This window comes from Streptomyces sp. CA-135486 (assembly GCF_050936555.1).
GTDB lineage: Bacteria > Actinomycetota > Actinomycetes > Streptomycetales > Streptomycetaceae > Streptomyces.
Genome location: NZ_JBNJMM010000002.1, coordinates 505,194 through 526,404 on the forward strand (window position 1 = coordinate 505,194; position 21,211 = coordinate 526,404).

The following is a 21,211-nucleotide window of genomic DNA, read 5'->3' on the forward strand; positions in this document are numbered from 1 at the left end:
TGCGGCCACGGTCTATTGTTCGTCAGCTGTTCTTCTCTGAGGCGGTCTCTTCATCGAGCTCAGATAGCTGCTCCCGCAGCTGCTTGGCTTCTACCTCAGCCTGGCGGAGACGACGCTGCAGGCTCGCACGAGATGGAGGTTTCGGCGTTTTCGGTTGCTTCGGTTCCGGCTTCCGTGGGACGAGCCAACCGACACGCTGGTAAGCCACGATCCACTTGGCCCAGGAGCAGGTATGACACTGCTGCTCGGGCCTCGGACACGGCCAGCCGTCCTCGAGCATCCGCCTCGTGTGCTCGCGTTTGTGCTCATCTTGGCCCTCCGGGTCCGACGCCCAGAATTCCTCGAAGGCTGCCTTCATCTTCGGCAGCCGCTTGGCGATGGCCCTTTTGGGACCGTTCGTCGGCTTCCACTGGAGGTCTGGGGCTACGACCTCGGTGAGATGCCCGCAGGACAGCGTCACGGTCCAGAACGCCGAGGTGTGCGGCTCATCGTGGCGGATCACAGCCCAGCTTTCCGCGTCTGTCCAGTCAGGTGGTTCGACGGGGTCCGCGGGAAAGGAGACTTCTCTGCGCTCTCCCCACGCGACAATGTTCCGGTACGGTGCGGGCGGCGGGTCGTCATGTGAGCAGCGCACCTGCCCTGCCGGAAGCCGTCCCTTGTGAAGGGGATCGTACCCCTGCCCCTCGGCTGGCAGCTTTTCGCTGCCGTTTGTCAGGACTTCGGTGATGCAACCACACTCAAGTTGGACTCGCCACCGATAGAACTGCTCCGGGTCCGGAGCCCAGAACGGCCACAAGGCCGCCGGAATGCGGCTGCGGCGCTTGGCATTGAAGTCCTGGTACTCCCGCAGGGCTTCCTCACGTGGCGTCGCAGCCCCGGGGAGCCGTCGTTGAACTGCGGTCGGCGCCGCGGAAGTGACTTCCTGGGGGCACCGTCCCTCACGAGCAACTGAGTTCGGCATCTGTGAGTCTCTATCTACTTGCATGGTGCGGCCTCTGCTTGCCGATGACGATCCCAGAGGCCACGGCCCTGTCGGCCCGGTCATCTCCAACGCCGGACACAGCGACGCGCCATGCATTAGGCTCCGCCCGCCCGGGCGACCCTCCTCTCTGGCGACTTGCTTCAGCGCTTCAAGGCGACTGCCTTGCCGGGGGACCGCCAGATGGTTCCTGGTCGGAAGACGTAACGGAGGCGTGGGGGAGAAAGAGTCCCGAAGTGGCCCAGCCACTATCTGCAGACCAGTTCCTCGCCATCCTGAAGAAGTCCGGCGTCCGCGTCGTCGAGCACGGCAGTTGGCGTACCCACAACCGCAACCACAAGGGTGCCTGGGGTCCGATCCACGGGGTCATGATCCACCACACCGGCCCGTACTCCACCGAGGCCAGCATGGTGGAGCTCTGCCGCACCGGCTACACCTCGCTGCCTGGGCCACTGTGCCACGGCGTGATCGACCGCTCCGGCACGGTGCACCTCGTCGGCTATGGCCGCGCCAACCATGCCGGGGCGGGTGACGGCGACGTCCTGAAGGCCGTCATCGCAGAGAAGGACCTGCCGCTGGACAACGAGGCCGACGCCGACGGTAACCCCCACTTCTACGGCTTCGAATGCATCAACACCGGCGGCGGTCAGGAGTGGCCTGAGGCCCAGCTCGTCGCCATGCACAAGATCAGCGCCGCCCTGTGCCGCGCACACAGTTGGAGCGCACGCTCGGTCATCGCACACAAGGAGTGGCAGCCCGGAAAGCCGGACCCCGCGGGCATCGCTATGGATGGCTTCCGCACCGCCGTCGCAAGGCTCCTCGACGGCAAGCCGACAAGCCCCAAGCCCACGGAGCACAAGCCGGAGTACGCCCCGTTCCCCGGCGCCGACTACTTCCGCACCGGCCGCCGCTCGGCCCTGATCACCGCGATGGGCAAGCGGCTCGTCGCGGAAGGGTGCGGCAAGTACAGCAAGGGCCCCGGCCCGCGCTGGACCGAGGCCGATCGCCGCTCCTACGCGGCTTGGCAGCACAAGCTCGGCTACTCCGGCAGCGACACCGACGGCACCCCGGGCCCGACCAGCTGGGCCAAGCTCCGCGTCCCCAAGTCCTGATCCACGTTTCGAGAGGACCCAGTCCATGGTCGCCATCAACAACACCCCAAAGCTGCTCGCCGATATCACCGAGCGCGCCGTCCTCACGTACGTCGAGGCGTTCCTCGGCATCCTTCTCGCGGCCGGTACGACCAACGTGATCACCCTGTCCGCGTTCGAGTCGGCGGGCATCGCCGCGATCCCTGCGGGCCTCGCCGTGGTGAAGGGTGCAGTCGGTTCCCTGCTCGGCCGGTCCGGCACAGCGTCGTGGCTCCCGGCCAAGAGCGATCCGGCCTCCACCGCCATCAGCTGACAGGAGAAGAGCATTGCCCGACGGAGAGGTCGCCCTGGAGCTCGCCGAACTCCGCCGCGCCCTCGAAGTCGGGCTGGCACGTATCGACGGCCAACTCGCGCTCCTGGTACAGCGATCTGACCAGATCGACAAGGACGTCGAAGAACTGGATGCCCGAGTCACCGCGCTTGAACGCAGTCGCTGGCCTCTTCCCACTATCAGCACGCTCACGGGCCTCGCGGCTCTCTGCGTCGCTATCTGGTCTGCGATGGACCGCTGACGGCACCGGACTGACTACAGAGGAGCCGAGGGGTGAATGTGGGACGCCGTCGGATACGCCGTGGTGACGCTAGTCGGCCTTGCAGTAGCCGTACTTCTCGGAATTGCCGGGGCGGTCTGGATGTGTTTCCTCGCGGGCATTGCCTGCTTGGGGGCCAGCTCGCTGTTCATCTCCTCAGTCCGTCCTCGTCACCGACAGCGGACGTTGACGGAACTCTGAAGAAAGTCTCCTGGCCTCCGCCTGCTCTGCCACCGCAGCCAAGGTGGCTCCCGCTCGTCCCTGTAAGGGCTGCAGGCCAGCAACAGAGGTGGCAGCGCCCCGGGCAGAGTGCGAGTCAGATCCCGGGGCGCCCTCCCACAAAGGAAAGAGGTGGTCAGGGTAAGGGTGTAGGCACGCCTCACTCAAGGGCGTCTTCCTTCTTCCTCGGCCCCTGCAAATGCACAAGCACCCGGACGACGCTCGTTGATCAGGCGGCGCAGCGCCCCAAATGAGGTAGCCGCTCGTCGGGCAAGGGGGGCGAGATGTTGCGGCTTCTGATCAACGCTGCGTTCGCGGTGCTGTTCCTGGCACCCGGCGCGATCGTTCCCCCTCGGCGCTGCTGACCGGCGCAGGCGCGACCTTTGAGAACACAACAGCCGCCCCCAAGCCTGTCTGATTGCACTCGCTCACCAAGGAGGCTGGCGGGCGCGGCTTTTGAGTCGACCGGTGATGTCCGCTGCAGGTGATGGGGACGTGTTCTGGCCACGTGTACTCAGAGGTCACATCCGCCAGAAGTATCGAACTAGTGTGCCCTTACTGCCTGGTTCGACCGGCCGGGCATGCAACGGAAGGGAACACCTATGCGCACAGCAAGAGCCCTCTCCGATGTGGCGATCGGGCTAGCCACAGCCGCTGTTGTTGTATTCACTACGTCCGCGGCCGCAGCGGCACCGTCGACCGCGGGCACGTCGGACTCCTCGCCCGGCTACGTGATGGTCGAGGGGCATCGCGTGGTGCAGGGGACCACGATCGGGGAGTGGGGGAAGGCGAAGGACGGCCAGCTCTTCTCCTACACATATAAGGCTGGCCAGGCCAAGCCTGCCGAGGCCCCGGCCGCGCCGGCTGCCGCGAGGTGCTCCGTCTACATCTCCGACGTCAAGTTCCACGGCGCTGGCGCCAACGCATGGTTCCAGTGGGAGACATCGCAGGTGTGCAGTGGCTCCTTCGGCTCGCAGAAGCTTCAGACGCAGATGTGGCGCAGCTCGTGGAGCGGCCCGCGCGGCTACAACGACTGGCACAGCACGCGCTCGACGACGAACAGCTTCATCGACTACGGATGGTCGTCGGACTGCAATGACGGCGGCGGAACCTACACCTACTACCCTGTAATGAAGGGCTACGCCAGCGGTATCGGCTGGGGCCCGACGACCCGCTCCGACAATGAACTGCGCAAGGGATGCGGGACCAGGCAGCCGTAGGAGGCCCTATGGTCGACAAACCCCCAGAGCGGTATCCACGCGAGGGGATCCCGCTGGGCCGCAGCGCGGACAGCATCTGGTTCGGCCACAGCTACTCCACCGAGACGCCGCGCGCCCGCAAGCTGTGGTGGCGGATCCGGGACGTTCTGCACTGGCCCGTGAAGAACAGCAAGCGCCGGTACTGATGTCGCCGCCGTCCCGGTGATGATGCTGGAACGGACACCCTTACGACTGGCGGTGGGCCCTTCCCTGGGCTTCGGGAGGGGCCCACATCCCGTGCCGACCCACTGACGAATCCGCCCGGCTGGCATCAACTATGCTTGACGTGTCAAGTTCGTTCTATGGATATGCGGGCACGGAGGCGTCGTGGCGAAGAAGCGGTTCCCTTATCTCCTGGGGCACGGCGAGATCGCGTTCCTCTACGGAGTGGAACGGCAGACCTCCCAGCTCTGGAAGACACGCAGCGTGCTGGGAGAGCCGGACGCCGTTATCTCCGGGAACCCGTACTGGTTGCTGCTGACCGTGCTCGGGCTCGCCGAGGACGGGACACGCGAGTACTCCCCGCAGCGGCTGAAGGACTACAAGGCAGGCATCGTCGGCGGGTACGAAGTCGCCGACGCGTCGGAGCTGCCGGACATCGTCGGCCTGAAGGAGATCCCCTGGGTCTTCGGCAAGAAGTACATGGACGTCTACCAGTGGCGGGTCCGCAAGAGCCTCGTGCCCGAGGATGCGGTGATCTCCGGCTCGCCGCTGTGGCTGCTGGACACCGTGCTCGAGGACGCTGAGCAGCGCGGGCGGGTCATCGTGCAGGAAGGCATCGGCCGGATCCGGGCGGGGGAGCGCGAGCAGGTCAAGCCCCGCGGCCGCAAGCCCTCGGCAGAGCCCAAGCCTGAACGTCTGCCGCTCCCGGAGGCGCGGACGTTCCTGCCGGATGAGCACTCTGGAGAGGACGTCGCCGCGTTCGCGGCGGAGCTGTTGAAGGACGGCTTTTCGCTGACCGTACGCCCCAAGCGATAGCCGGCACTGCTGCGGGCAGACCGGGGCCGCCTGTTCAAAGTGGCCTCGGCGTGACTGAGTACTTCAGATGGCTGGCCGCGCATCCGTGACCTCTACGATCGGTGCATTGTCGGGCTGTACCCCATCGAGTCGACCCTTCACGGAAGTGCGGCCACGACCTTGCTCATTCAGGGCGCACCAGATGGGATCACGAGGCAGATGCCCTCCTCGCCCATTTCTCCTTGTCCGCATCCCAGACGATGCGTATCGCCGAGGCAGTGGGCTCTGCTCTCACGAGGTCATCGAAGTCCCGTATCAGGGCCAGGTGTGCCTCATCTGGGAGGCCGCCGGGGATTCGAATTCTCAGTTGCTCGTCCCCCGTCTGGACGATTGTGAGGTGCAACCGATCGTCTCCACCCTCTTCACGCAGGTTGCGGAGCTGCGAGAACACCTTCCGGAATGACTGCCAAAGAGCGTCAGCCACGTGGGAAGCAAGAACCTGGGCGAGCGGTGGCCCCGTCCAGGTCAAGATGACTACGGCCACGAGCCCATCCCACCCTGGGCCGTCCATGTTGTCCCCGCCCGCAGGCACGACATCCTCATCATCGGCGACCTCTTGCCTTACCCGGACAGCACCCAGCCGCCAGTGGCTCGGCTCGAAATGAAATACTTCGTCAGACACTTTCCCCCTCCTGTCCGCTGGGTCAGCCCACCAGCAGGGTCACTTTGGCGGACCTACCCGGCAACTGGGAAGAGGTAAGAAGGGCAGTACGACCCGCACTCCCACAGGTCCCGAGAGCCGCCATCCTCCTCCAGGCGTAGCCATCACGGAGGCGCGGTAAGGACCCTTCAGATGGCCAGTTGAGCACAACCGTGTGCTCGCGCATATGAGGCTGACCGGGATGTTCGCGTTCATCCGGACTTTCGCGGCGTTGTAAACCAGTGCATCAACGTCGCGGCGCCAGCCGAACGGGCATGAGCTACTTGGCAGTTGAGACCTACGAGTCGGGATCACCGACGTACCCCCGGCCTTATGCTGGCTGCGCGATCAGGTCATCAGCGGACGGGGGCGGCGTGGACCTCATCATCTCTCTTCCTGACGAGTCCGCAGCGGCTTCACTGGCGCGCTGGCTCCTGGAGCAGCCCTCGGTCAGCAGTATCGTCCCCCGTCCACCGCAGCCCGGTATCATTCCCGGTCCACCGCAGATCCAGGTGTTCGTTGCTTCGGCCTCGGAGCTCGCCCCGCTGGGTGTGGCGATCAGGATGTGGCTGCTTTCCCGGATGGGATCCGTCCAACTCACCATTGAGGGTCCGTCGGGCCAGGTGGTGACCCTCACGGACGCGAGCCCCGACGACGCAGCCGAGCTCAGCCGCGTCCTGGCGGCACCAGGAAGCCAGCAGCGGGACGAATCGATCACCACACCAGATGGTCACACCTCTCCCGGACCCCCGCTCGACCCAGATGATGACTGGCCACGGGAAACGCCGGAGCGGTAACCGTGGGAGACATCGCCAAAGGCGCGCTTGGAGGCGGTTGGGCACTGCTGGTGGGTTGGATCCTGCCCACGGCTCTCAACCTTGCCGTCTTTACCCTCGCCGTCGCCCCGAGTCTGCACCGCCCCACCGTGCTGGATCCTCTGTGGCCGGCATCCAACGGCCCCACCGCACTCCTGCTGCTTGTGGCCGCCGTCCTGCTCGGACTCGTCCTGAACGCCCTGCAGACACCCCTCTACCGCGTCCTGGAGGGGTATGCCCTGTGGCCGGCTGCCGCATACGAGCGAGGCTGCCGATTGCAGCGATCCCGGCGCCAAAGGACAGCCGACCGCCTCGCCGACCCCGCCTTCACGTCGCCCATCCGACGCGCCCTCCTCCGGGAGAATCTCAACCGCTATCCGGTGAGCGACAGACAGATCACCCCGACCCGGCTCGGCAACGCCATCCGCCGCTTTGAGGAGTACGGATACGACCGCTACCGCCTCGACACTCAGGTGCTGTGGAACGAACTGGCGAGCGCCGCCCCGGAGCCGACCACCAAGCAGGTCGTCACCGCCCGCACGAGCGTCGACTTCTTCGTGGCGTTGCTGTACGGGCACGCGGTCGTGGCCGTCACCGCGTTCGCCTCGCTGTCTGCCTCCCACGCCCACCGACCAGTGCTCGTCATCACTGGGGTCAGCCTGATCGTCCTGACCCCGGCTTGGTACCACGCCGCAGTGGCCGCCACGGACGAATGGGCCGCAGCCGTACGGGCCATAGTCAACCTGGGCCGCAAGCCCCTTGCCGATGGGCTTGGACTCGCCCTCCCCAAAAGCCTGGAAGACGAACGCCGCATGTGGCAACTGGTCACACGCATGTCCACCAAGCCCTACGCTCCGGCCGCTGACACCGCTTTCGAGCCCTACCGCATCGACCCGCCCCGTGCGACTGGAGAGCCTCCACAGTCCGTTTCCTGACCCGATGCCGTGCCTCAGCGCGGGAGTCGTCATCCAGGCGTAGTCATCACGGAGATCGGTCCAACCGACTGAAGCGCTCAGGCACCCGGCATGCGTATCACTGCCCAGCGCGGACTTCCTTCCAGCGCTCGGCGATGGTCTCGCTCACCGTGTAGAAGAACTCAGACTTGAACTCGGGATTTTGGCTAGCCCCTTCCACCCAAGTCATGGGCCAATTCCTTCGGCGGTAGTGCTTGTGGACGACACGGGTGAACGCGGCCAGGGAGCCACGCAGTTGGTTCCTTTCGACGGCGAGCCTGTCGACAAGAGACGTGTAGCTAACCCGGTTGCCTGGCTGTTCGGCCAGGACGTCTAGCACGCCGGCAACCGTCTGGACCGACGACAGCTGGGCCGCTGTCAGATCGCGTAGGTCTTCCACGCTCCACTCGACGTAGGGGTACTTGCCGTCCTCTTCTACTTCCGCCTCGCCATCGACAGGTGACTCCGACGGCAAACGTGCCGTGCCTGAGAGCTGCGCAAGGTAGGCGTACACCTTCGTGACATGTTCACGCGGCACCGGCACGGAGATGAACTCCAGTTCTTGCTGCGTCATGGATCCCCCACCCCTTCGTATGGTCGCCCCTGTGGCGACGAGAGCGATGCTGGCACGCCTTGACTCGCCGCGTCTAGCGGTTGTCTTGAAGTAGTGAGGGCTTTTCTGGGAGATATAGGTAGTGCGTCTTCTGGATGCATCGTGAGCTCCTTTCGTGACCGACGGCTGGCGCACTCCGATTGGTGATGGCCCGGCTCGCGCGTATCCCGGTCGATGCCTCTAAGGTGTAACTCCGACATGTGTTCAGACGGTACGCAATCGTGTGGGGGGTGAAGTGTGTACCGACAAGTTGAACTCCCGCTGGGGCTCGACGAGCAGAACTCCGGGCAGGATGAGAATGCGCCAACGCTGGACGACCGGTTCGAGGACTTTCACGCCGAGCATCCCTGGGTGTACGAGGCGCTGGAGCGGCTTACGTCTCGGTGGGTCGCGTCCGGTGGTGGCCGGATCGGCGTCAAGGCGCTGTTCGAGCAACTGCGCTGGATCGCAACGGATCTCGCCCATGGCGAATCGTTCCAGCTGAACAACAGCTTCACTTCGCGCTACGCGCGCCTGCTGCGTGCGCGTCACCCGGAATGGCGCGACGTGTTCGAGCTGCGGCGCCTGCGTGTGGGCGAGCATGATGGAGAATATTCGACACTTGACGATAATGATCAAGTGAAATAGATTTAGATCAGCTTCAATTGCTCTCAACATGTGTTGCGACAGTTGAACGTCAGTAAAGGGGAACGAGGTTGCTTGGAGGGGATGTGGCCGATGCTCCGGTCACCTGGCTCGCGATCCGCGAGGACCAGAAGGCGTTCGAGGACCAGCAGTTGCGCGCGCTGCGCGCGGCGTTCCCGGACCTGGCAGAAGCCAGTCCGGCACAGCTGGGGATCTTCTTCCACTACTGCAAGGCGTCCGGGCTCGATCCGTTCGGCCGCCAGATCTACATGATCAAGCGCAAGTCCCGCGGGGAGATCCGCTGGACCATCCAGACCGGCATCGACGGCTATCGGCTCATCGCCCGCCGCGCGGCTGACCACGCCGGACAACCCATCGCGTACGAGGACTTCGTCTGGTACGACGCCGAGGGCGGCGAGCACACCGTGTGGCTGCGCGACGAACCCCCGGCCGCGTGCCGGGCCGTCCTGTGGCGCGGAGACTCCCGCTTCCCCGCCGTCGCCCACTGGCGCGAGTACGCGCCGAAGGTCTGGGACTACGAGTCCCAGGAGTACAAGCTCGGCGGGCTGTGGCCGCAGATGCCGGCCAGCCAGCTCAGCAAGGTCGCAGAAGCCCTCGCCCTGCGCCGCGCCTGCCCGGCAGACCTGTCCGGGCTGCACGTGGACGAGGAAATGCACGCTGCGGACGCGGCCGAGTCCCGCGAGCGTGTCCAGGCCGCCGCGGTCCGGCTGCGCACTCCCGGCGAGAAGCCGCCCGCCCAGCAGCCGGAGGCACCGGCCGCCTCGGAGTCCGGCGTCGTGGACGCCGAAGTCGTCGAACCGGCCGCCACGCAGGAAAAGAAGGACCAGCTCGGCGGGCAGGCCGAGGAGGCCGAGACCGGCGCGGCCGTCGATCCGCAGGGCGCGGTGGAAAAGGCACGCGGCACCGTCCGCGACGTTGCGAAGCGGCTCGGTATCAGCTTCGACGCGGTCAACGAACGCTGCTTCGACGACTTCAGCGTCTCCTTCCAGGACGCCAGCCCCGAACAGCTCCAGGAGCTCGCCGGGGCACTCACGGTGGATACCGAACCAGCCAATGCAACGGAGGCTGCCACTCCCAGCCGACGCAGATCCGCAGGCTCCCGTACGCGCGCACCCGCGAAGAAGGCCGCCGCGAAGAAGACGACCGCCCGTACATCGGCAGGCACCAAGTCGGCCCGCAGCACCGCGAAGTAGCCGCCAGCCACCCCGCGGGGTGGCCAACCCATCAGAGTGCGAGAAGACCTTGTCCATCGATCCTGGCACGATCACTGTCCCCGACCTGTGGAAGGGCGCTCACCGCGAAGACCGCGCTCGGCCCCGCTCCCGCCAGCGCCTCCTCGGCCCGTCCTCGATCGGTCTGTGCAGACGCCGCGCCGCCTACGAAGTGCACGGTGCCTGGCCGACCGATCTCGACGACAACATGCACGCCGCGATCCTCGGCACCTGGCTGCATGAAGGCATCCTGCGCGTGCTGGCCGAGCAGTACGGCGCCCATACCGAACTGGAGCTGACCAACGGCGTCATCCTTGGCCACGCCGACGCCTACTGGGCCCCGAGCGGCGCGACTCCCGGCGTCGTCGAGGACGTCAAGACCAAGTCCACCCGCGCCCTAGACGTTGTCGTACGCCAGGGCCCCAGCCTGCACGAGTGGTTCCAAGTCCACTTGTATGCCCACCTGTTGCGCACCGGCGGCCTCACCGATCACCCGTACCTGCCCACCGGCAAACCGTTGGCCGTCGACGCGGTACGGCTGCGCTACGTGGGCCGCGAATACGGTCAGGTCGTCGTCCACCAGCGCATGTACGACGAGGACATTACCCAGCAGGCGCTCGCCTGGGCCGAGGACGTCGTTGAGAGCACCGAGCCGGAGGCCATGCCACGCGACCTCGACGGACCCGGCCTGTCGATCATCTGCGACAACTGCCCGTTCAAGACGGCCTGCTGGAACCTCGACCAACTCGCTGGCGACGGCCGCGCCCCGCAGACCATCCTCGCCGAGGACGAAGCGGGCATCACCGACGCCCTGCGTGCCTACGCGGATGCCGCGGAGATCGAGAGCACAGCGAAGAAGCGCAAGGCCAAGGCCCGCAAGATGCTCGATGCCGCGGACCCCGGTGCCTACGGGGACTTCAGGCTCTCCTGGTCTGGCGGCAACCCGCGCCCGCCCGAACCCGATGCCGAGGCGATGATCCGCATCCTCGAGGGCCTCAGCGTCGACATCCCGATGAAGTCCGGCGGCCGCACCTCGCGCACCATCGGCGTCACCCGCGTCCCCGACACGACCTGACCCGCGCCTCCCGACACCGGGGCCCGCACCTCGCCGGCCCCGGTGCTCGGCGATACCGCATACCCAACCCTTGGAGGGGAAGTTCCTCATGTTCACACCCACCTACGGCAGCGACCTCGACGACGAGGAGTGACCGCGCCGTGGCCAGCACCTACACACCCAGGCCGCACAGCGTCGCCGCGCCGTTCTCGCTCCTTGGCAGCGACCCCACCCGGCAGCTCTGCCACGTCTACGTCAGCACCACCGCCAGCAACGAAGACGGCATGGGCTTCATTGCCGTCGAGCGCGTCGTCCACGGCGAACTCCCTGCGCCCGAACTCAACGAAGCCGAGCAGGAGCTCGCCGCCCGGATCACGACCCGCGCAGGCCACCCGGCGCGGGCCATCGCCGAGCCCGTCGGTGTGGAGGCCCGCACGGTCATCCGCTGGCGGGCGGCATGGAGGAAGGAAGAAGCGTGAGTATCGAGGCGATGGCGTGGGCGTTCAAGCAGCAGATCCCCAACCCGGGCGCGAAGCTGGTGCTGCTCGCGCTGTGCGACTTCGCGGACGAGTCCTGGTCCTGCTTCCCCGGGCAGGAAACGCTCTCCACGAAGACCAGCCAGAGTCTTAGCACCGTGCGCCGTCATCTCAAGTGGCTTGAGCAGCAAGGCTATATGTCCCGCAGCCCTCGCTTCGTCGAAGGCCGCCGGACCAGCAACCGCTACGTCCTGCGCACCCCCCGGCTCGTCGGCCCTCCACCACACCCGCAGTCCCCCGCGGACCCCGGAGACTCCGCGGAACAGGCCGACGACGAGGACACCAGCCAGGAGAGTGAGCCGGACGACATCGGGGCAAAGCAGGCGGTCAAAATGACCGCTGGTCACAATGACCTGAGGTCAAATCCCACGGGCCTACCGGTCAAAATGACGGGGGAACCGTCAGGGAACCACCAGAGAAACAACCCCCTACCCCCGGCGGACGGTGACGACCGTGAAGGGACCGATAGCACAGGGGGAGCCGGTGGCAAGAACGACGGTGGCTCGAGCCGAGGTTGCACGGCCCACCCACACACCCCCGCACCCAACTGCCGTGGCTGCGGTACCAATCCCCGCAGCCGCCAGGCGACCGCCGCCGCTCAGGAGAGGCAGGCGAAGGACGACCGCGCCCGCGACAGCGACCGCCGGTGGTTCCAGGAAGACGGCGCGCACCGCGCCCAAGTGCAGGTGCTGGAAGCCCAAGGAGCCATCGAAGGCCCCCGCCAAGCCGCCCGCGACGCGATCCGACTCAGCCGCCAGCGCGACAGCACCCGACCCCGTAGCCGTAAACAACACTTGACGCAAAGTGATCAAGGATGATAAAATCATATCAGTTCCACTGGAAAACGCTCCCAACTTCGGAGGTTCCGACCGGTGTTCAGCTTCCTCACTCCAGCCCAACGCGCCACCCTGAGCGCCAACCTCGCCGCCCGCGGCGTAGACGAGGCGCAGTTCGAACAGGCCCAAAGGCTGGCCAAAGAAATGGGCGAGCAACTGGCCCGCGCTTACGGCGACGTCCTCGGCCGCGCCGTCGAGCCGCTCGACTTCGTGCGCGATGTCCTCGGCGTCGAGATGGCCGGCCGTTTGCTCGTGTGCGCGCTGCGCGAGGTCACCGGCCGCCCGGACCTCTACCGCGACGCCTTCTGACCTGCGTGTACGCCTTTACGCCTCCGACATGTGTGGAGGCAATAACAAGCCTCCCCGGCGTGTGCCGGGGCGAGGCCACCAGAGTGCGAGGAACCTCCATGAACATCACCCACATCGCCGCCATAGTCGTCGCCGCCCGCGTCCTCTGTGCCCCCACCGAGCGCCATGAGAGCGGCGGCCACGCCGTCCGCGTACTGAGCCTGCACGGCCAGCAGAGCGGCCAGATCTGCGACTTCACCCTCGACGACGGCCACCGCCGGTGGCGGCTGGAGTCGGTCACCGACAACCACGGCGTCGACATGGTGGGCCGCACCCTCGGCAAGCGCCTCTCGGCCCGCCTCGACGCCCTGCACGCCCAGACCGCCGAGCACTTCACCCTGCGCCCGACCACCGAATAGCACAGCGCCCACAAAAAAGGGAGAGAGAAGTGGACCAGCCCACACGCGAACAGCTCCTGTACGCGGAGGCCGCCACGCACGGCGTCCGCCCCGACCAGATCCACCGAGCCGTCGACCTCATCGCCGCAGTGCAGCGTCGAGACCGCGAGGACTTCCGCACCACCTTCGGCGGGGAATTAACCCCCGACCGGTGGCTCGCCGGCTACGGCGTCGAGGGCTTCAAACAACTGTGCGCCAAGGCCGCCCAGCAAGCCGGACTCGGGGACAGCGGCGACCTGATCATGCGGATCGTCTCCGCCGTCGCCCCCGAGCCCGAACTCCGTGATGACGACCGGCCCGTCCACTTCTGGGCCCGCCCACTCACCGACCCGGCCGAGGCGGTATTCCCGGCCTACCGGGTCACCTACGACCACCCGAAGGCCGACACCATCCCCGGCTTCGACTGGTCCGGCGCGCTCGTACGCACCATGCTCCGCGCCGCCACCATCAGCAGCCCCGGCGCCGCGAGCCTGGAGGAGGCCACCGGCGTCATCGTCTTCACCGACGGCGACCTGCCCGGTGCCTACATCGCCCGCCCCGCCCCGAAGCACGACCGGCCTGCCTGCATCCGGTGCCGCCAGTGGGAGAGCGAGCACCCCCTCCACGAACGCTTCGGCGCCTGCCCGCAGTTCACCGCCACCACAGCCGACCTGCCCACCGCCATGCCTGTGACCTAACGCACCCCGAGCCCCACCCAGCCATCTATCCACCACTGCTGTACGGAAGGAGAACAGGCCATGCCACCAACCCCCTGGCGTGTCGGCGGCGCCCAACACCAAGGCCACGGCGAGTTCCAGGCTGACGCCTTCGCCGTCAGTGGCGACCAGGCCACCGGCCGCATCGCCGCCTGCGTCACCGACGGCCTCGGCGACACCCTCGAGGCCGCCGAAGCCGCCCAACTCGCCGCCGAGGCGGCCGCCCGCGCGACGCTCACTGCCACGCCCGAGGCCGGCTGTGCCGCCGCCCGCGAGCGCCTCGCCGCCAGCGACAACATGGCGGACGCGTCCATCGTCACCGCCCTGTTCGACCCCGACCAAAGCTGCGTCGCGATCACCTGGGCCGGAATCTGCCGCGCCTACGCGCTCACCGACGACGGCCACCTAACGCGTGCCACCTACGACCACTCCCTCGGCGAACACATCCGTCGCCGCACCACCCAGGGCGGCCCGCTCACGCTCTACGACCGCAAGGCCACCCGCACTGTCGCGCGCCACGAGTTCGTCACCACCAGCCTGCCCATCCACACCGTCCGCAGCGTGTTGCTGTGCAGCGACGGGATCAGCCAGAACCTCGCCGACGACGTCATCCTGCGCGCCCTGGCCGAGCCCGACCCCGACGACGCAGCGCAGATCCTCGTCACCGCCGCCGGCATCCACGGACCCGACAACGCAACCGCCCTAGTTCTCCACTACCAGCCCTGACCTGATACCTAAGGAGCCAACCCACTTGAGCGACCAGCCACTTCGGCCCACCGAAGAGCCCTTGAACGACCTCGCCGTCACCTACATCCAGGCAGGCGAGACGCTCTACCTCGCCATCCACGACGACATCGCCGCCCGGGTGCGCGCCGCCCACCCCGACGCCCAGCACCTCGAGGTCAGCGAAGACGCGGACGGCGACCTCGAACTGCACGGCATCTGGAGTACCCAAGCCCCCGGACTCGGCACCTGCCGCCTCCTGTACGACGCCCACACCACCCCCGCACAAGACGAGACGCTGGACGGGCCGCTGGACCTGGAGGAACTCGTCGACGACCTTGAGCGGGTCCTGGCCGGACCGTACCTCTACCACTGGGGACTGGCCGAGCCGCATCCCGAATACCAGCACCGCGACCGCCGCTGGATCACCCTCCCGCCCGCCGACCGCGCCGCGCACATCGCGCGCATCGTACGCCGCTACGTCCCCGACGCCATCTCCCTGATCTGCCTCTTCGAGGCGAACCACGGGCGCATCGCCGTCGGCTTCGAAAAGGTTATCCGCGCCAGCGGCGAGTCCGTCACCATCCCGTGCCCCCGCTGCTCACCGGAGACGCCCGACAGCCTGTGGCCGCACGACGTCTCCCATCAGCTCGCCGGCGTCCTCGGCCAGCTCTACGCCCTCCCGCACCTGCGCAGCCGACACCTCACTCCGTGCGTGGACGTCACCTCCGAGCACGGCGACCAGCTGTGGCTGCTCACCTTCCCCTACCTCGAGCCCGCCCTGCACACCACCCCGTGACCCGGAAGGACACCATCCCGATGACCGATACGAACCAGATCGCCGCGACCCTGCACCACCGCAAAGCGGCCGTCACCGCCTTCAACGAAGCTCTGGCCACCTACGAGATCGCAGTCCTCGACCACGTCAGCGCCCGCATCCGCGCGGCGTTCCCCAGTGCCACGCACCTCACGTTCGTCCACTACGCGAGATCCCGTGAACTGGACCTGCGCGCCTTCTGGACCACCAGTCCCGACGGCACTCAGACGCAGATCCTCGATGCCACCGTCGGCGTGCCTGCCCTCGACCTTGACGAGGTCGCCGACGACCTGACCCATGCCCTCGCTGGGCTGCAGTCGTCCGCCTGGAGCGCCGTACGCTCTGAGCCGACCGGAGCGGGGGAGTGGGTCCTGGAACTCCCGCCGCAGGACCGGGCCGCCCGCATCGCCGAACTCGCCCGCGCCCACCATAGGCACGCGATCCTGCTCACCGTCGACTTCACCGACGACTCAGCCCACGTCCTGGACCTCACCAGCGCGGACATCTCGGAGTTCGGGGGCGCCATCGCCGAACCCATCCAGGCCCTGCCGCACCGGCCGCTGTGGCCCGCCGAGACCGAATGGCAGATCACTGCGCTCGCCACGCAGATCCGCGCCCTCCCACACCTGCGCGCCCAGCACCTGCTGCCCATCGACAACCCGGAAGGCCGCAAGGCGATCCTCACCCTGCCCAAGCTGGCCATCGGCAACGGAATGTCATGAACCTGACTCCTGAAAGGTTGCTCGTGCCCGCTGTCCCCGCGCAGCACGCCCAGATCATCGCCTCCAACGTGCTCAAGACCTGGCCGATGACGGTCGGCCTGACCGTCGAGTACCTCGCCCACCACAACCAGGGCCCGAACGGAGCCGTCACGTTCGCCGCCGTCCGCGCCAGCGAGCCCTGGCCTCAGCCGGTCCTCATCCGCTGCGACGGCTACGGCCAGCTCACCCGCGGCTGCGAACACCCGCGCCCCGACGGCCAGCCCTGCTGGCACCCAGCCGCCTCCCACCTCTCCCTGCGCGATCCCGGCCTGTGCCCCCAGCACCTGCCGCCGCTCGCCGTCGGCGACTGGGTCCGCCACCCCGACCAGCCCCTCTACGGACGCGTCACCCGCACCGAACCGGACGGGACCGTCGCCATCGACTACGGCGGCGGCGAGATCACCCTCCACACCACCCAAGTCCCGCGCATCCCCGCCCACATCGCCGCCGAACTCGACCACGGCCCGCTCCGAGCAGGCACACCACTCCTCGACGACTAACCGCCCACCGTGCCGCGTGCGAGGCGGCCACCTGGCGGACCACCACCCCATCCACACAGCGGAAAGAGAGCTACCCCCATGAGCAGTCACGCCGTGATCACCCTCCCCTTCACCAGAATCGTGTACGCGCACGAGCTCCGCCCCGGCGACGTGTTCACCTTCCCCGACGCCCCGGCCACACCACTCGCGATCACCGCGGTCAGCAAGACGAACGTCTCCTCCGAACTCGCCCTCATGCGCATCACCCTCCCCGGAACCCAATTGCACCTGCCCGCCAACACCCCGGTGCGCGCCCGCCGCATGACCCGCACAGTCACGCTGACCTGCCTGCTGTGCAAACAGCCCGAGGACATCCACCTGAACCTCCCGCACGACGGCGAACCACTGTCCTTCGTCTGCGGCCGGCACCTGCCCGACCTCGAGGTGAAGCCGTGACCCTCACCTACCTCAGCGCCGTCCACCAGCTGCGCCGCGCAGACGAGGACCAAGCCCGCGCCCTGTACACGGACGTCATCGAAGCCCTCGAACAGCACTGCACCAACGTCGGCATGGACTTCTGCGGCAACGAGCTGAACATCACCATTCAGCTCGCCGAGGAGCAGTACGTCACCATTGCCGGCCGCTACTCCCTCCCCTGGCACGACGACCGCAGGGAGCTCGGCGGCTGGATGGCCGTCCACATCGACGACGCCCACGGCACGCACAAGGTCATCTACGACACCACCACCCCCGAAGGCGACCCGCCCGGCGACCTCGCCCTCGAACCGCTCGCCGAGGAAGTCGGCGCGTACGTGACCGGCTGGCACGCCGAACACGACTGACCAACCACCGCAACCACCGGGGCCGCGCCCATCCAGCGCGGCCCCGGCCTCACCCATGCCCCAACGCTAGAAAGGCACCCCTCGTGCTCAACTTCACCGTCGGCCAAGCCGGCCCCATTCCGGCGCCCGCGAGCGCGCCACCGCACCCGTTCGCCGCCACAGAGACCTGCGGACGGTGATCACGATGGTCCAGTTCGACCTCTTCGGCGAGGTAGAGAGCAAGCTCGAAGCCCGCGCCGAACAACGCAAGGCAGAAGCCGCGAAGCCCCGCCCCGTACCCCGCCGCAAGAAGCACGCGCCCCCCGCCGATCCCCACCAGCACGCCCACAAGATCGCCGAGAACGTGATGGACGCCTGGTACAGCAACTACGGCGGCAGCCGCATGGACATCCCCCTCGGCACCGTCGCCGCTCTCTCCTTCTTCCGCGAGCCCCTCGTCGGCGACTGGCTCCTCACCCTCCAACCCGAACAGTTCCTGCCGCTGTTACGCGAGATCTGGGGCGTCCAGTGGTACCACCGCCCCGACCTGATCGAATGCGCTCGCCCCTTGCACGACTGGATCGAAGAAGAGCCGCACGACCAACAACTCCGCGCCGTCCAGGCCGTCGTCCATACCGCCGTGAACACCGGACTCCTCGACATCGCCAGCCACGGCGACCCGTACATGCGAACCGGAGCCGACATCCTCGGCCCGCTCCTCACCGGGCTGCGACACAAGAGCGACAAGAAGTGGCGCGGCGAGTACCACACCCCGCCCTGCGTCAGCGACCTCATGGCTCGCATCCTCTTCGACGGCGACCACGGCCCCACCATCCGCGAACCGGCCATCGGCAGCGGCGGCATGTTCCGCTCGGTCGCCCACCTCCTCCACGAACGCAACTTGAACCCGCACGACTACTGCTGGATCGGCAACGACATCGACCGCCTCTCCGCAGCTTGCGCCGCCGTCAACGCCATCTACTGGGACCTCGGCCCGCAGACCGTCATCTGGTGCGGTGACACCTTCGAAAAGAACGGCCTCACCAATGCCCTGGCCAAACGCACCGAGATCATCGAGCACCGCAACAACGTCGTCGGCAACGCCCGGATGATCGGGCTGCTCCGCCACGTCGACCGGCTCCTCGAAGGAGCCGCCGTGTGAACACGATCCCCTATGGCGGTGGCGTCCACTCCACCGCGCTCCTCGTCCTCACAGCCCAAGGACACATCCCGTACGACGCCTTCCTGTTCGCCAAAGTCGGGGACGACAGCGAACACCCAGCCCGCTGCCCTTCGACGACGACGGTCTGTGCGAATCCGGCTGGTGCATGACCTGACCCACCCACGGCAGAAAGGCCACCCAGAGTGACCTCCACCAACTCGACCACCAAGAAGCAAAAGCGCATCTTCCCGGCGGACTTCGGCGCGTTCATCACAGCCGTCCTCGAAATCCTCGGAGACGGCTGGGCCCTCGACGACGACCACCCCACTGGCCTCACCGCCTTCCTCACCCATACCGACGGCCGCCGCATCGGCATCACACACCTCTGGCGCGGAGAAGCCATCCAGACCTGGGCCATCGACGTACCGCTCCGCCAATTCGACGAACAGCAGGACAAGGACAGCTACGCCGACAGCCTCAAGCATCTGACCCCAGGCGTCCGCTACAACGCCGGCGTCACCTTCACCACCAGCCCACCCGCCACGGCCACCGCGGACACCATCCGCGCCCGGCTCCTGCCCGCCTACGACGGCGAACGGCCAGCCCTCCGCGCCTTACCGCGCAAACGCCGACGAACCGCCGCCAGCAAGAAGACCGCCGCCGCGACTACGGAGGCGAAGAACGCGACCAAGACGGAGCCCCAGACCCGCGGACGCTCGACCGCCAAACCGGCCGCGGCCAAAACCTCGACTCCCAGCCGCCGCAGCACGAAGGCAGCGGCTCCCGCCAAGCCCCGCCGCACCACAACGACCGCCACCAAAACGGCGAAGCCGCGCACGAGCAAGGCACAGCCGACCGAGACCAACAGCTGACCACCAGCCCTCCAGTGTGGGGCGCACCAACGCTGCCCCGCACCCATTACATATAGAGAAGACAGACAACTGCCATGACACAACTCGACATCTTCGGCGAACATCAAGCCGCCCACGACCGAGCCTCCGCCCGCCAAGAACAAGCAGCAGCCCGCGCCGCCCGCTACACCGCGCTCCGGGATTCCCTGAAGATCGACTGCTGCGCCGGAGAACCCATCCCGCGCAGCGAAAACGGCTGCGAGCAATACCGCTGCGGACGCTGCGGCGCACTCGCCTTCGTCGGCACCTTCGCCTTCAACCACGACTGCGGATGGGGCGGCTGCTACGCCGACACCGAACCCACCCGCGCCACCGGCCAGACCATCCACGAAGTCGGCCTCTCCGCCTACCGCCACGACAACCAGCACCACCCCCACTGCGCCCGCCCCCGCTGCGGCCACGCCCGCGGCGTCCACCAGAGCGTTCCGCACCCCTCCGTCCCCGAAGACTCCCGCTGCTACGAGTACTGCGGCTGCCCGGGCTACCTCGCCCCCACCACCACCTGAGGAGCCCGGCATGCCCAACGCCAACGACCCGTACGCCGCCATCAAAGCCCTGCGCGACAAGACGATCCCCGGCCCCTGGGGCGTCATCCAAACCAGCTACGACGAGGACAACGTCACCTTCCTCATCGTCGACAGCGACGACTCCCGCGTCGCAGCCGTCGAAATTGCCCACGAAGGAGACGCCAAGGCCGTCCAAGGAGCCGAAGCCGACGCCCACTTCATCGCTGACTCGCGCACCTGGATGGACCTCCTCCTCCAAGAAGTCGAGACACTCCGCGAAGAACTGCACCAAGCAACCAGACGACGCGGCCTACGAGTCCTTCTCTTCAGGCTGCGCCGCAAGAAGGCGAGCGCCCGGTGATCGCGCACTCGACCAACCTGGAGCGCACCTTCCTCGTCGGCAAGCTCCCCATCACCCTGCGCACCTCCACCCGACGCACCAAGGGCCTCGAAGTCACCACCGACGGCCAGATCATCGTCCGCGCCCCACTCGGCACCAGCAACACCGAAGCCGCAGCCCTCGTACGCCGACGCCGCGAATGGACCTACCGCCAGCTCCACCGAGCCAACCAGCACCGACCCGAACGCCCCGCCAAGGAACTCGTCAACGGCGAAGTCTTCACGATCCAGGGCGTCCCCCACCACCTTCGCCTCGTCGACCACGACTCCCAGGAACACCCGATCGTCCAGCACCGCCACACACCCGCCGGGCCCCGGCTCCACATCCACCGCAGCCTCGCCGCCCACCCCGAACAGGCCCGCAATGCCCTCATCCGCTGGTACGCCGAGCGCGCCCAAGATTGGCTGAATGCGTACGGCCCGGGGATCGTCCAGTACAGGGGCAAAACGGATCTCGGCCTTCGAGTCTCAACGCGACTCGCGAACGCTCTCGTGGCCTACAAACCCGCCAGGAACTCGTCCTCTCCTGGGCCGCCGCCCAGCTGGCCCGCAGCAACCTCCACAGGCTCGTCGCGGATGCCCTCGGCCTGGCAGTCACCGGCGACCTCGACCAGCTCCGCCGGGCGTACCGCCGCCTCTGGTTCGGCGACATCCGCCCCACAGACAAGGTGGGCTGAGGCACACTCATAGGAACAAGCTTCCGGGGACACAGAAGTACGCAGCGGCCGAGTGG

The 21,211-nt window shown here is 67.3% G+C and carries 31 protein-coding genes; 28 read left to right on the forward strand and 3 right to left on the reverse strand.

The window, feature by feature from the left end; all coding sequences use genetic code 11:
* Window positions 1-22: 22 nt before the first annotated feature.
* Window positions 23-961, reverse strand: coding sequence for a hypothetical protein (locus ACQEVG_RS21395; RefSeq protein WP_432986362.1), 939 nt, complete (start codon window positions 959-961; stop codon window positions 23-25).
* 254 nt (window positions 962-1,215) lie between these two features.
* On the opposite strand from ACQEVG_RS21395, the gene ACQEVG_RS21400 reads away from it, so the two are divergent.
* From ACQEVG_RS21400 to ACQEVG_RS21425, 6 genes are all read left to right on the forward strand, one after another.
* Window positions 1,216-2,091, forward strand: a complete 876-nt coding sequence (locus ACQEVG_RS21400; RefSeq protein ID WP_432986364.1) for a peptidoglycan-binding protein — start codon at window positions 1,216-1,218, stop codon at window positions 2,089-2,091.
* Between the two features lie 25 nt (window positions 2,092-2,116).
* Window positions 2,117-2,383, forward strand: a complete 267-nt coding sequence (locus tag ACQEVG_RS21405) for a holin (protein ID WP_432986366.1) — start codon at window positions 2,117-2,119, stop codon at window positions 2,381-2,383.
* 13 nt (window positions 2,384-2,396) lie between these two features.
* The gene (locus ACQEVG_RS21410; protein WP_432986368.1) at window positions 2,397-2,642 is read left to right on the forward strand and encodes a hypothetical protein; all 246 of its coding nucleotides are present in this window, start codon (window positions 2,397-2,399) and stop codon (window positions 2,640-2,642) included.
* 839 nt (window positions 2,643-3,481) lie between these two features.
* Window positions 3,482-4,099: a hypothetical protein gene (locus ACQEVG_RS21415; RefSeq protein ID WP_432986370.1), complete on the forward strand. Its 618-nt coding sequence runs from the start codon at window positions 3,482-3,484 to the stop codon at window positions 4,097-4,099.
* An 8-nt stretch (window positions 4,100-4,107) separates the two neighbouring features.
* Window positions 4,108-4,284: a hypothetical protein gene (locus tag ACQEVG_RS21420; protein ID WP_432986372.1), complete on the forward strand. Its 177-nt coding sequence runs from the start codon at window positions 4,108-4,110 to the stop codon at window positions 4,282-4,284.
* A gap of 181 nt (window positions 4,285-4,465) precedes the next feature.
* Window positions 4,466-5,116 (forward strand): hypothetical protein, encoded by a 651-nt coding sequence (locus ACQEVG_RS21425; RefSeq protein WP_432986374.1) that lies wholly within the window; start codon window positions 4,466-4,468, stop codon window positions 5,114-5,116.
* A 187-nt stretch (window positions 5,117-5,303) separates the two neighbouring features.
* Here ACQEVG_RS21425 and ACQEVG_RS21430 read toward each other — a convergent pair whose 3' ends face one another.
* The gene (locus tag ACQEVG_RS21430; RefSeq protein ID WP_432986375.1) at window positions 5,304-5,777 is read right to left on the reverse strand and encodes a hypothetical protein; all 474 of its coding nucleotides are present in this window, start codon (window positions 5,775-5,777) and stop codon (window positions 5,304-5,306) included.
* Window positions 5,778-6,169: 392 nt separating this feature from the next.
* Between ACQEVG_RS21430 and ACQEVG_RS21435 the strand changes: the two genes are divergently transcribed.
* Window positions 6,170-6,592, forward strand: a complete 423-nt coding sequence (locus ACQEVG_RS21435) for an effector-associated constant component EACC1 (RefSeq protein ID WP_432986377.1) — start codon at window positions 6,170-6,172, stop codon at window positions 6,590-6,592.
* Window positions 6,593-6,594: 2 nt separating this feature from the next.
* Complete coding sequence (locus tag ACQEVG_RS21440) at window positions 6,595-7,545, forward strand: hypothetical protein (protein WP_432986379.1); 951 nt, start codon at window positions 6,595-6,597, stop codon at window positions 7,543-7,545.
* A 97-nt stretch (window positions 7,546-7,642) separates the two neighbouring features.
* Here ACQEVG_RS21440 and ACQEVG_RS21445 read toward each other — a convergent pair whose 3' ends face one another.
* Window positions 7,643-8,137 carry a hypothetical protein gene (locus ACQEVG_RS21445; RefSeq protein WP_432986381.1) on the reverse strand — a complete coding sequence of 165 codons (495 nt, stop codon included), beginning with the start codon at window positions 8,135-8,137 and terminating at the stop codon, window positions 7,643-7,645.
* A 276-nt stretch (window positions 8,138-8,413) separates the two neighbouring features.
* Here ACQEVG_RS21445 and ACQEVG_RS21450 point away from each other — a divergent pair, with 276 nt between their 5' ends.
* The 20 genes from ACQEVG_RS21450 (at window position 8,414) to ACQEVG_RS21545 (ending at window position 21,168) form a co-directional block, all read left to right on the forward strand.
* The gene (locus tag ACQEVG_RS21450) at window positions 8,414-8,803 is read left to right on the forward strand and encodes a hypothetical protein (RefSeq protein ID WP_432986383.1); all 390 of its coding nucleotides are present in this window, start codon (window positions 8,414-8,416) and stop codon (window positions 8,801-8,803) included.
* A gap of 83 nt (window positions 8,804-8,886) precedes the next feature.
* A complete protein-coding gene (gene bet, locus ACQEVG_RS21455; protein ID WP_432986385.1) occupies window positions 8,887-10,014 on the forward strand; it encodes a phage recombination protein Bet in 1,128 nt (375 codons plus the stop codon).
* A 49-nt stretch (window positions 10,015-10,063) separates the two neighbouring features.
* Window positions 10,064-11,107 (forward strand): PD-(D/E)XK nuclease family protein, encoded by a 1,044-nt coding sequence (locus ACQEVG_RS21460; protein ID WP_432986387.1) that lies wholly within the window; start codon window positions 10,064-10,066, stop codon window positions 11,105-11,107.
* Between the two features lie 140 nt (window positions 11,108-11,247).
* Window positions 11,248-11,565 (forward strand): hypothetical protein, encoded by a 318-nt coding sequence (locus ACQEVG_RS21465; protein ID WP_432986389.1) that lies wholly within the window; start codon window positions 11,248-11,250, stop codon window positions 11,563-11,565.
* Entirely contained in the window at window positions 11,562-12,440 is an 879-nt protein-coding gene (locus ACQEVG_RS21470; protein WP_432986391.1) for a helix-turn-helix domain-containing protein, read from the forward strand. Before ACQEVG_RS21465 ends, ACQEVG_RS21470 begins: the two co-directional genes overlap by 4 nt.
* Before the next feature lie 54 nt (window positions 12,441-12,494).
* On the forward strand, window positions 12,495-12,767 hold the full coding sequence (locus tag ACQEVG_RS21475; RefSeq protein ID WP_432986393.1) for a hypothetical protein: 273 nt from the start codon (window positions 12,495-12,497) through the stop codon (window positions 12,765-12,767).
* 98 nt (window positions 12,768-12,865) lie between these two features.
* Window positions 12,866-13,165, forward strand: coding sequence for a hypothetical protein (locus ACQEVG_RS21480; RefSeq protein WP_432986395.1), 300 nt, complete (start codon window positions 12,866-12,868; stop codon window positions 13,163-13,165).
* A gap of 29 nt (window positions 13,166-13,194) precedes the next feature.
* Window positions 13,195-13,881 (forward strand): hypothetical protein, encoded by a 687-nt coding sequence (locus ACQEVG_RS21485; RefSeq protein WP_432986397.1) that lies wholly within the window; start codon window positions 13,195-13,197, stop codon window positions 13,879-13,881.
* 60 nt (window positions 13,882-13,941) lie between these two features.
* Window positions 13,942-14,625, forward strand: a complete 684-nt coding sequence (locus ACQEVG_RS21490) for a PP2C family protein-serine/threonine phosphatase (protein ID WP_432986399.1) — start codon at window positions 13,942-13,944, stop codon at window positions 14,623-14,625.
* Window positions 14,626-14,650: 25 nt separating this feature from the next.
* Window positions 14,651-15,421 carry a hypothetical protein gene (locus tag ACQEVG_RS21495; RefSeq protein WP_432986401.1) on the forward strand — a complete coding sequence of 257 codons (771 nt, stop codon included), beginning with the start codon at window positions 14,651-14,653 and terminating at the stop codon, window positions 15,419-15,421.
* 20 nt (window positions 15,422-15,441) lie between these two features.
* Window positions 15,442-16,161, forward strand: a complete 720-nt coding sequence (locus ACQEVG_RS21500) for a hypothetical protein (RefSeq protein ID WP_432986403.1) — start codon at window positions 15,442-15,444, stop codon at window positions 16,159-16,161.
* A gap of 23 nt (window positions 16,162-16,184) precedes the next feature.
* Window positions 16,185-16,700 carry a hypothetical protein gene (locus ACQEVG_RS21505; protein WP_432986405.1) on the forward strand — a complete coding sequence of 172 codons (516 nt, stop codon included), beginning with the start codon at window positions 16,185-16,187 and terminating at the stop codon, window positions 16,698-16,700.
* A gap of 78 nt (window positions 16,701-16,778) precedes the next feature.
* A complete protein-coding gene (locus tag ACQEVG_RS21510; RefSeq protein ID WP_432986407.1) occupies window positions 16,779-17,135 on the forward strand; it encodes a hypothetical protein in 357 nt (118 codons plus the stop codon).
* On the forward strand, window positions 17,132-17,521 hold the full coding sequence (locus tag ACQEVG_RS21515; RefSeq protein ID WP_432986409.1) for a hypothetical protein: 390 nt from the start codon (window positions 17,132-17,134) through the stop codon (window positions 17,519-17,521). The genes ACQEVG_RS21510 and ACQEVG_RS21515 overlap by 4 nt, the downstream gene beginning before the upstream one ends.
* A 184-nt stretch (window positions 17,522-17,705) precedes the next feature.
* Window positions 17,706-18,662 carry an N-6 DNA methylase gene (locus tag ACQEVG_RS21520; RefSeq protein WP_432986411.1) on the forward strand — a complete coding sequence of 319 codons (957 nt, stop codon included), beginning with the start codon at window positions 17,706-17,708 and terminating at the stop codon, window positions 18,660-18,662.
* Window positions 18,659-18,832 (forward strand): hypothetical protein, encoded by a 174-nt coding sequence (locus ACQEVG_RS21525; RefSeq protein WP_432986413.1) that lies wholly within the window; start codon window positions 18,659-18,661, stop codon window positions 18,830-18,832. The genes ACQEVG_RS21520 and ACQEVG_RS21525 overlap by 4 nt, the downstream gene beginning before the upstream one ends.
* Before the next feature lie 33 nt (window positions 18,833-18,865).
* A complete protein-coding gene (locus ACQEVG_RS21530) occupies window positions 18,866-19,534 on the forward strand; it encodes a hypothetical protein (protein ID WP_432986415.1) in 669 nt (222 codons plus the stop codon).
* A gap of 74 nt (window positions 19,535-19,608) precedes the next feature.
* The gene (locus ACQEVG_RS21535; protein WP_432986417.1) at window positions 19,609-20,079 is read left to right on the forward strand and encodes a hypothetical protein; all 471 of its coding nucleotides are present in this window, start codon (window positions 19,609-19,611) and stop codon (window positions 20,077-20,079) included.
* Between the two features lie 10 nt (window positions 20,080-20,089).
* Window positions 20,090-20,440, forward strand: coding sequence for a hypothetical protein (locus ACQEVG_RS21540; protein ID WP_432986419.1), 351 nt, complete (start codon window positions 20,090-20,092; stop codon window positions 20,438-20,440).
* Window positions 20,437-21,168, forward strand: coding sequence for a YgjP-like metallopeptidase domain-containing protein (locus ACQEVG_RS21545; RefSeq protein ID WP_432986421.1), 732 nt, complete (start codon window positions 20,437-20,439; stop codon window positions 21,166-21,168). The genes ACQEVG_RS21540 and ACQEVG_RS21545 overlap by 4 nt, the downstream gene beginning before the upstream one ends.
* Window positions 21,169-21,211: the final 43 nt, after the last annotated feature.

Bases quoted from the DNA above. Each gene is read 5' to 3' on its own strand.
- ACQEVG_RS21420 (WP_432986372.1), top strand. From the start codon at position 4,108: ATGGTCGACAAACCCCCAGAGCGGTATCCACGCGAGGGGATCCCGCTG.
- ACQEVG_RS21405 (WP_432986366.1), top strand. From the start codon at position 2,117: ATGGTCGCCATCAACAACACCCCAAAGCTGCTCGCCGATATCACCGAG.
- ACQEVG_RS21445 (WP_432986381.1), bottom strand. From the start codon at position 8,137: ATGACGCAGCAAGAACTGGAGTTCATCTCCGTGCCGGTGCCGCGTGAA.
- ACQEVG_RS21540 (WP_432986419.1), top strand. From the start codon at position 20,090: ATGCCCAACGCCAACGACCCGTACGCCGCCATCAAAGCCCTGCGCGAC.
- ACQEVG_RS21415 (WP_432986370.1), top strand. From the start codon at position 3,482: ATGCGCACAGCAAGAGCCCTCTCCGATGTGGCGATCGGGCTAGCCACA.
- ACQEVG_RS21395 (WP_432986362.1), bottom strand. From the start codon at position 961: ATGCCGAACTCAGTTGCTCGTGAGGGACGGTGCCCCCAGGAAGTCACT.
- ACQEVG_RS21500 (WP_432986403.1), top strand. From the start codon at position 15,442: ATGACCGATACGAACCAGATCGCCGCGACCCTGCACCACCGCAAAGCG.
- ACQEVG_RS21535 (WP_432986417.1), top strand. From the start codon at position 19,609: ATGACACAACTCGACATCTTCGGCGAACATCAAGCCGCCCACGACCGA.
- ACQEVG_RS21490 (WP_432986399.1), top strand. From the start codon at position 13,942: ATGCCACCAACCCCCTGGCGTGTCGGCGGCGCCCAACACCAAGGCCAC.
- ACQEVG_RS21480 (WP_432986395.1), top strand. From the start codon at position 12,866: ATGAACATCACCCACATCGCCGCCATAGTCGTCGCCGCCCGCGTCCTC.
- ACQEVG_RS21510 (WP_432986407.1), top strand. From the start codon at position 16,779: ATGAGCAGTCACGCCGTGATCACCCTCCCCTTCACCAGAATCGTGTAC.
- ACQEVG_RS21520 (WP_432986411.1), top strand. From the start codon at position 17,706: ATGGTCCAGTTCGACCTCTTCGGCGAGGTAGAGAGCAAGCTCGAAGCC.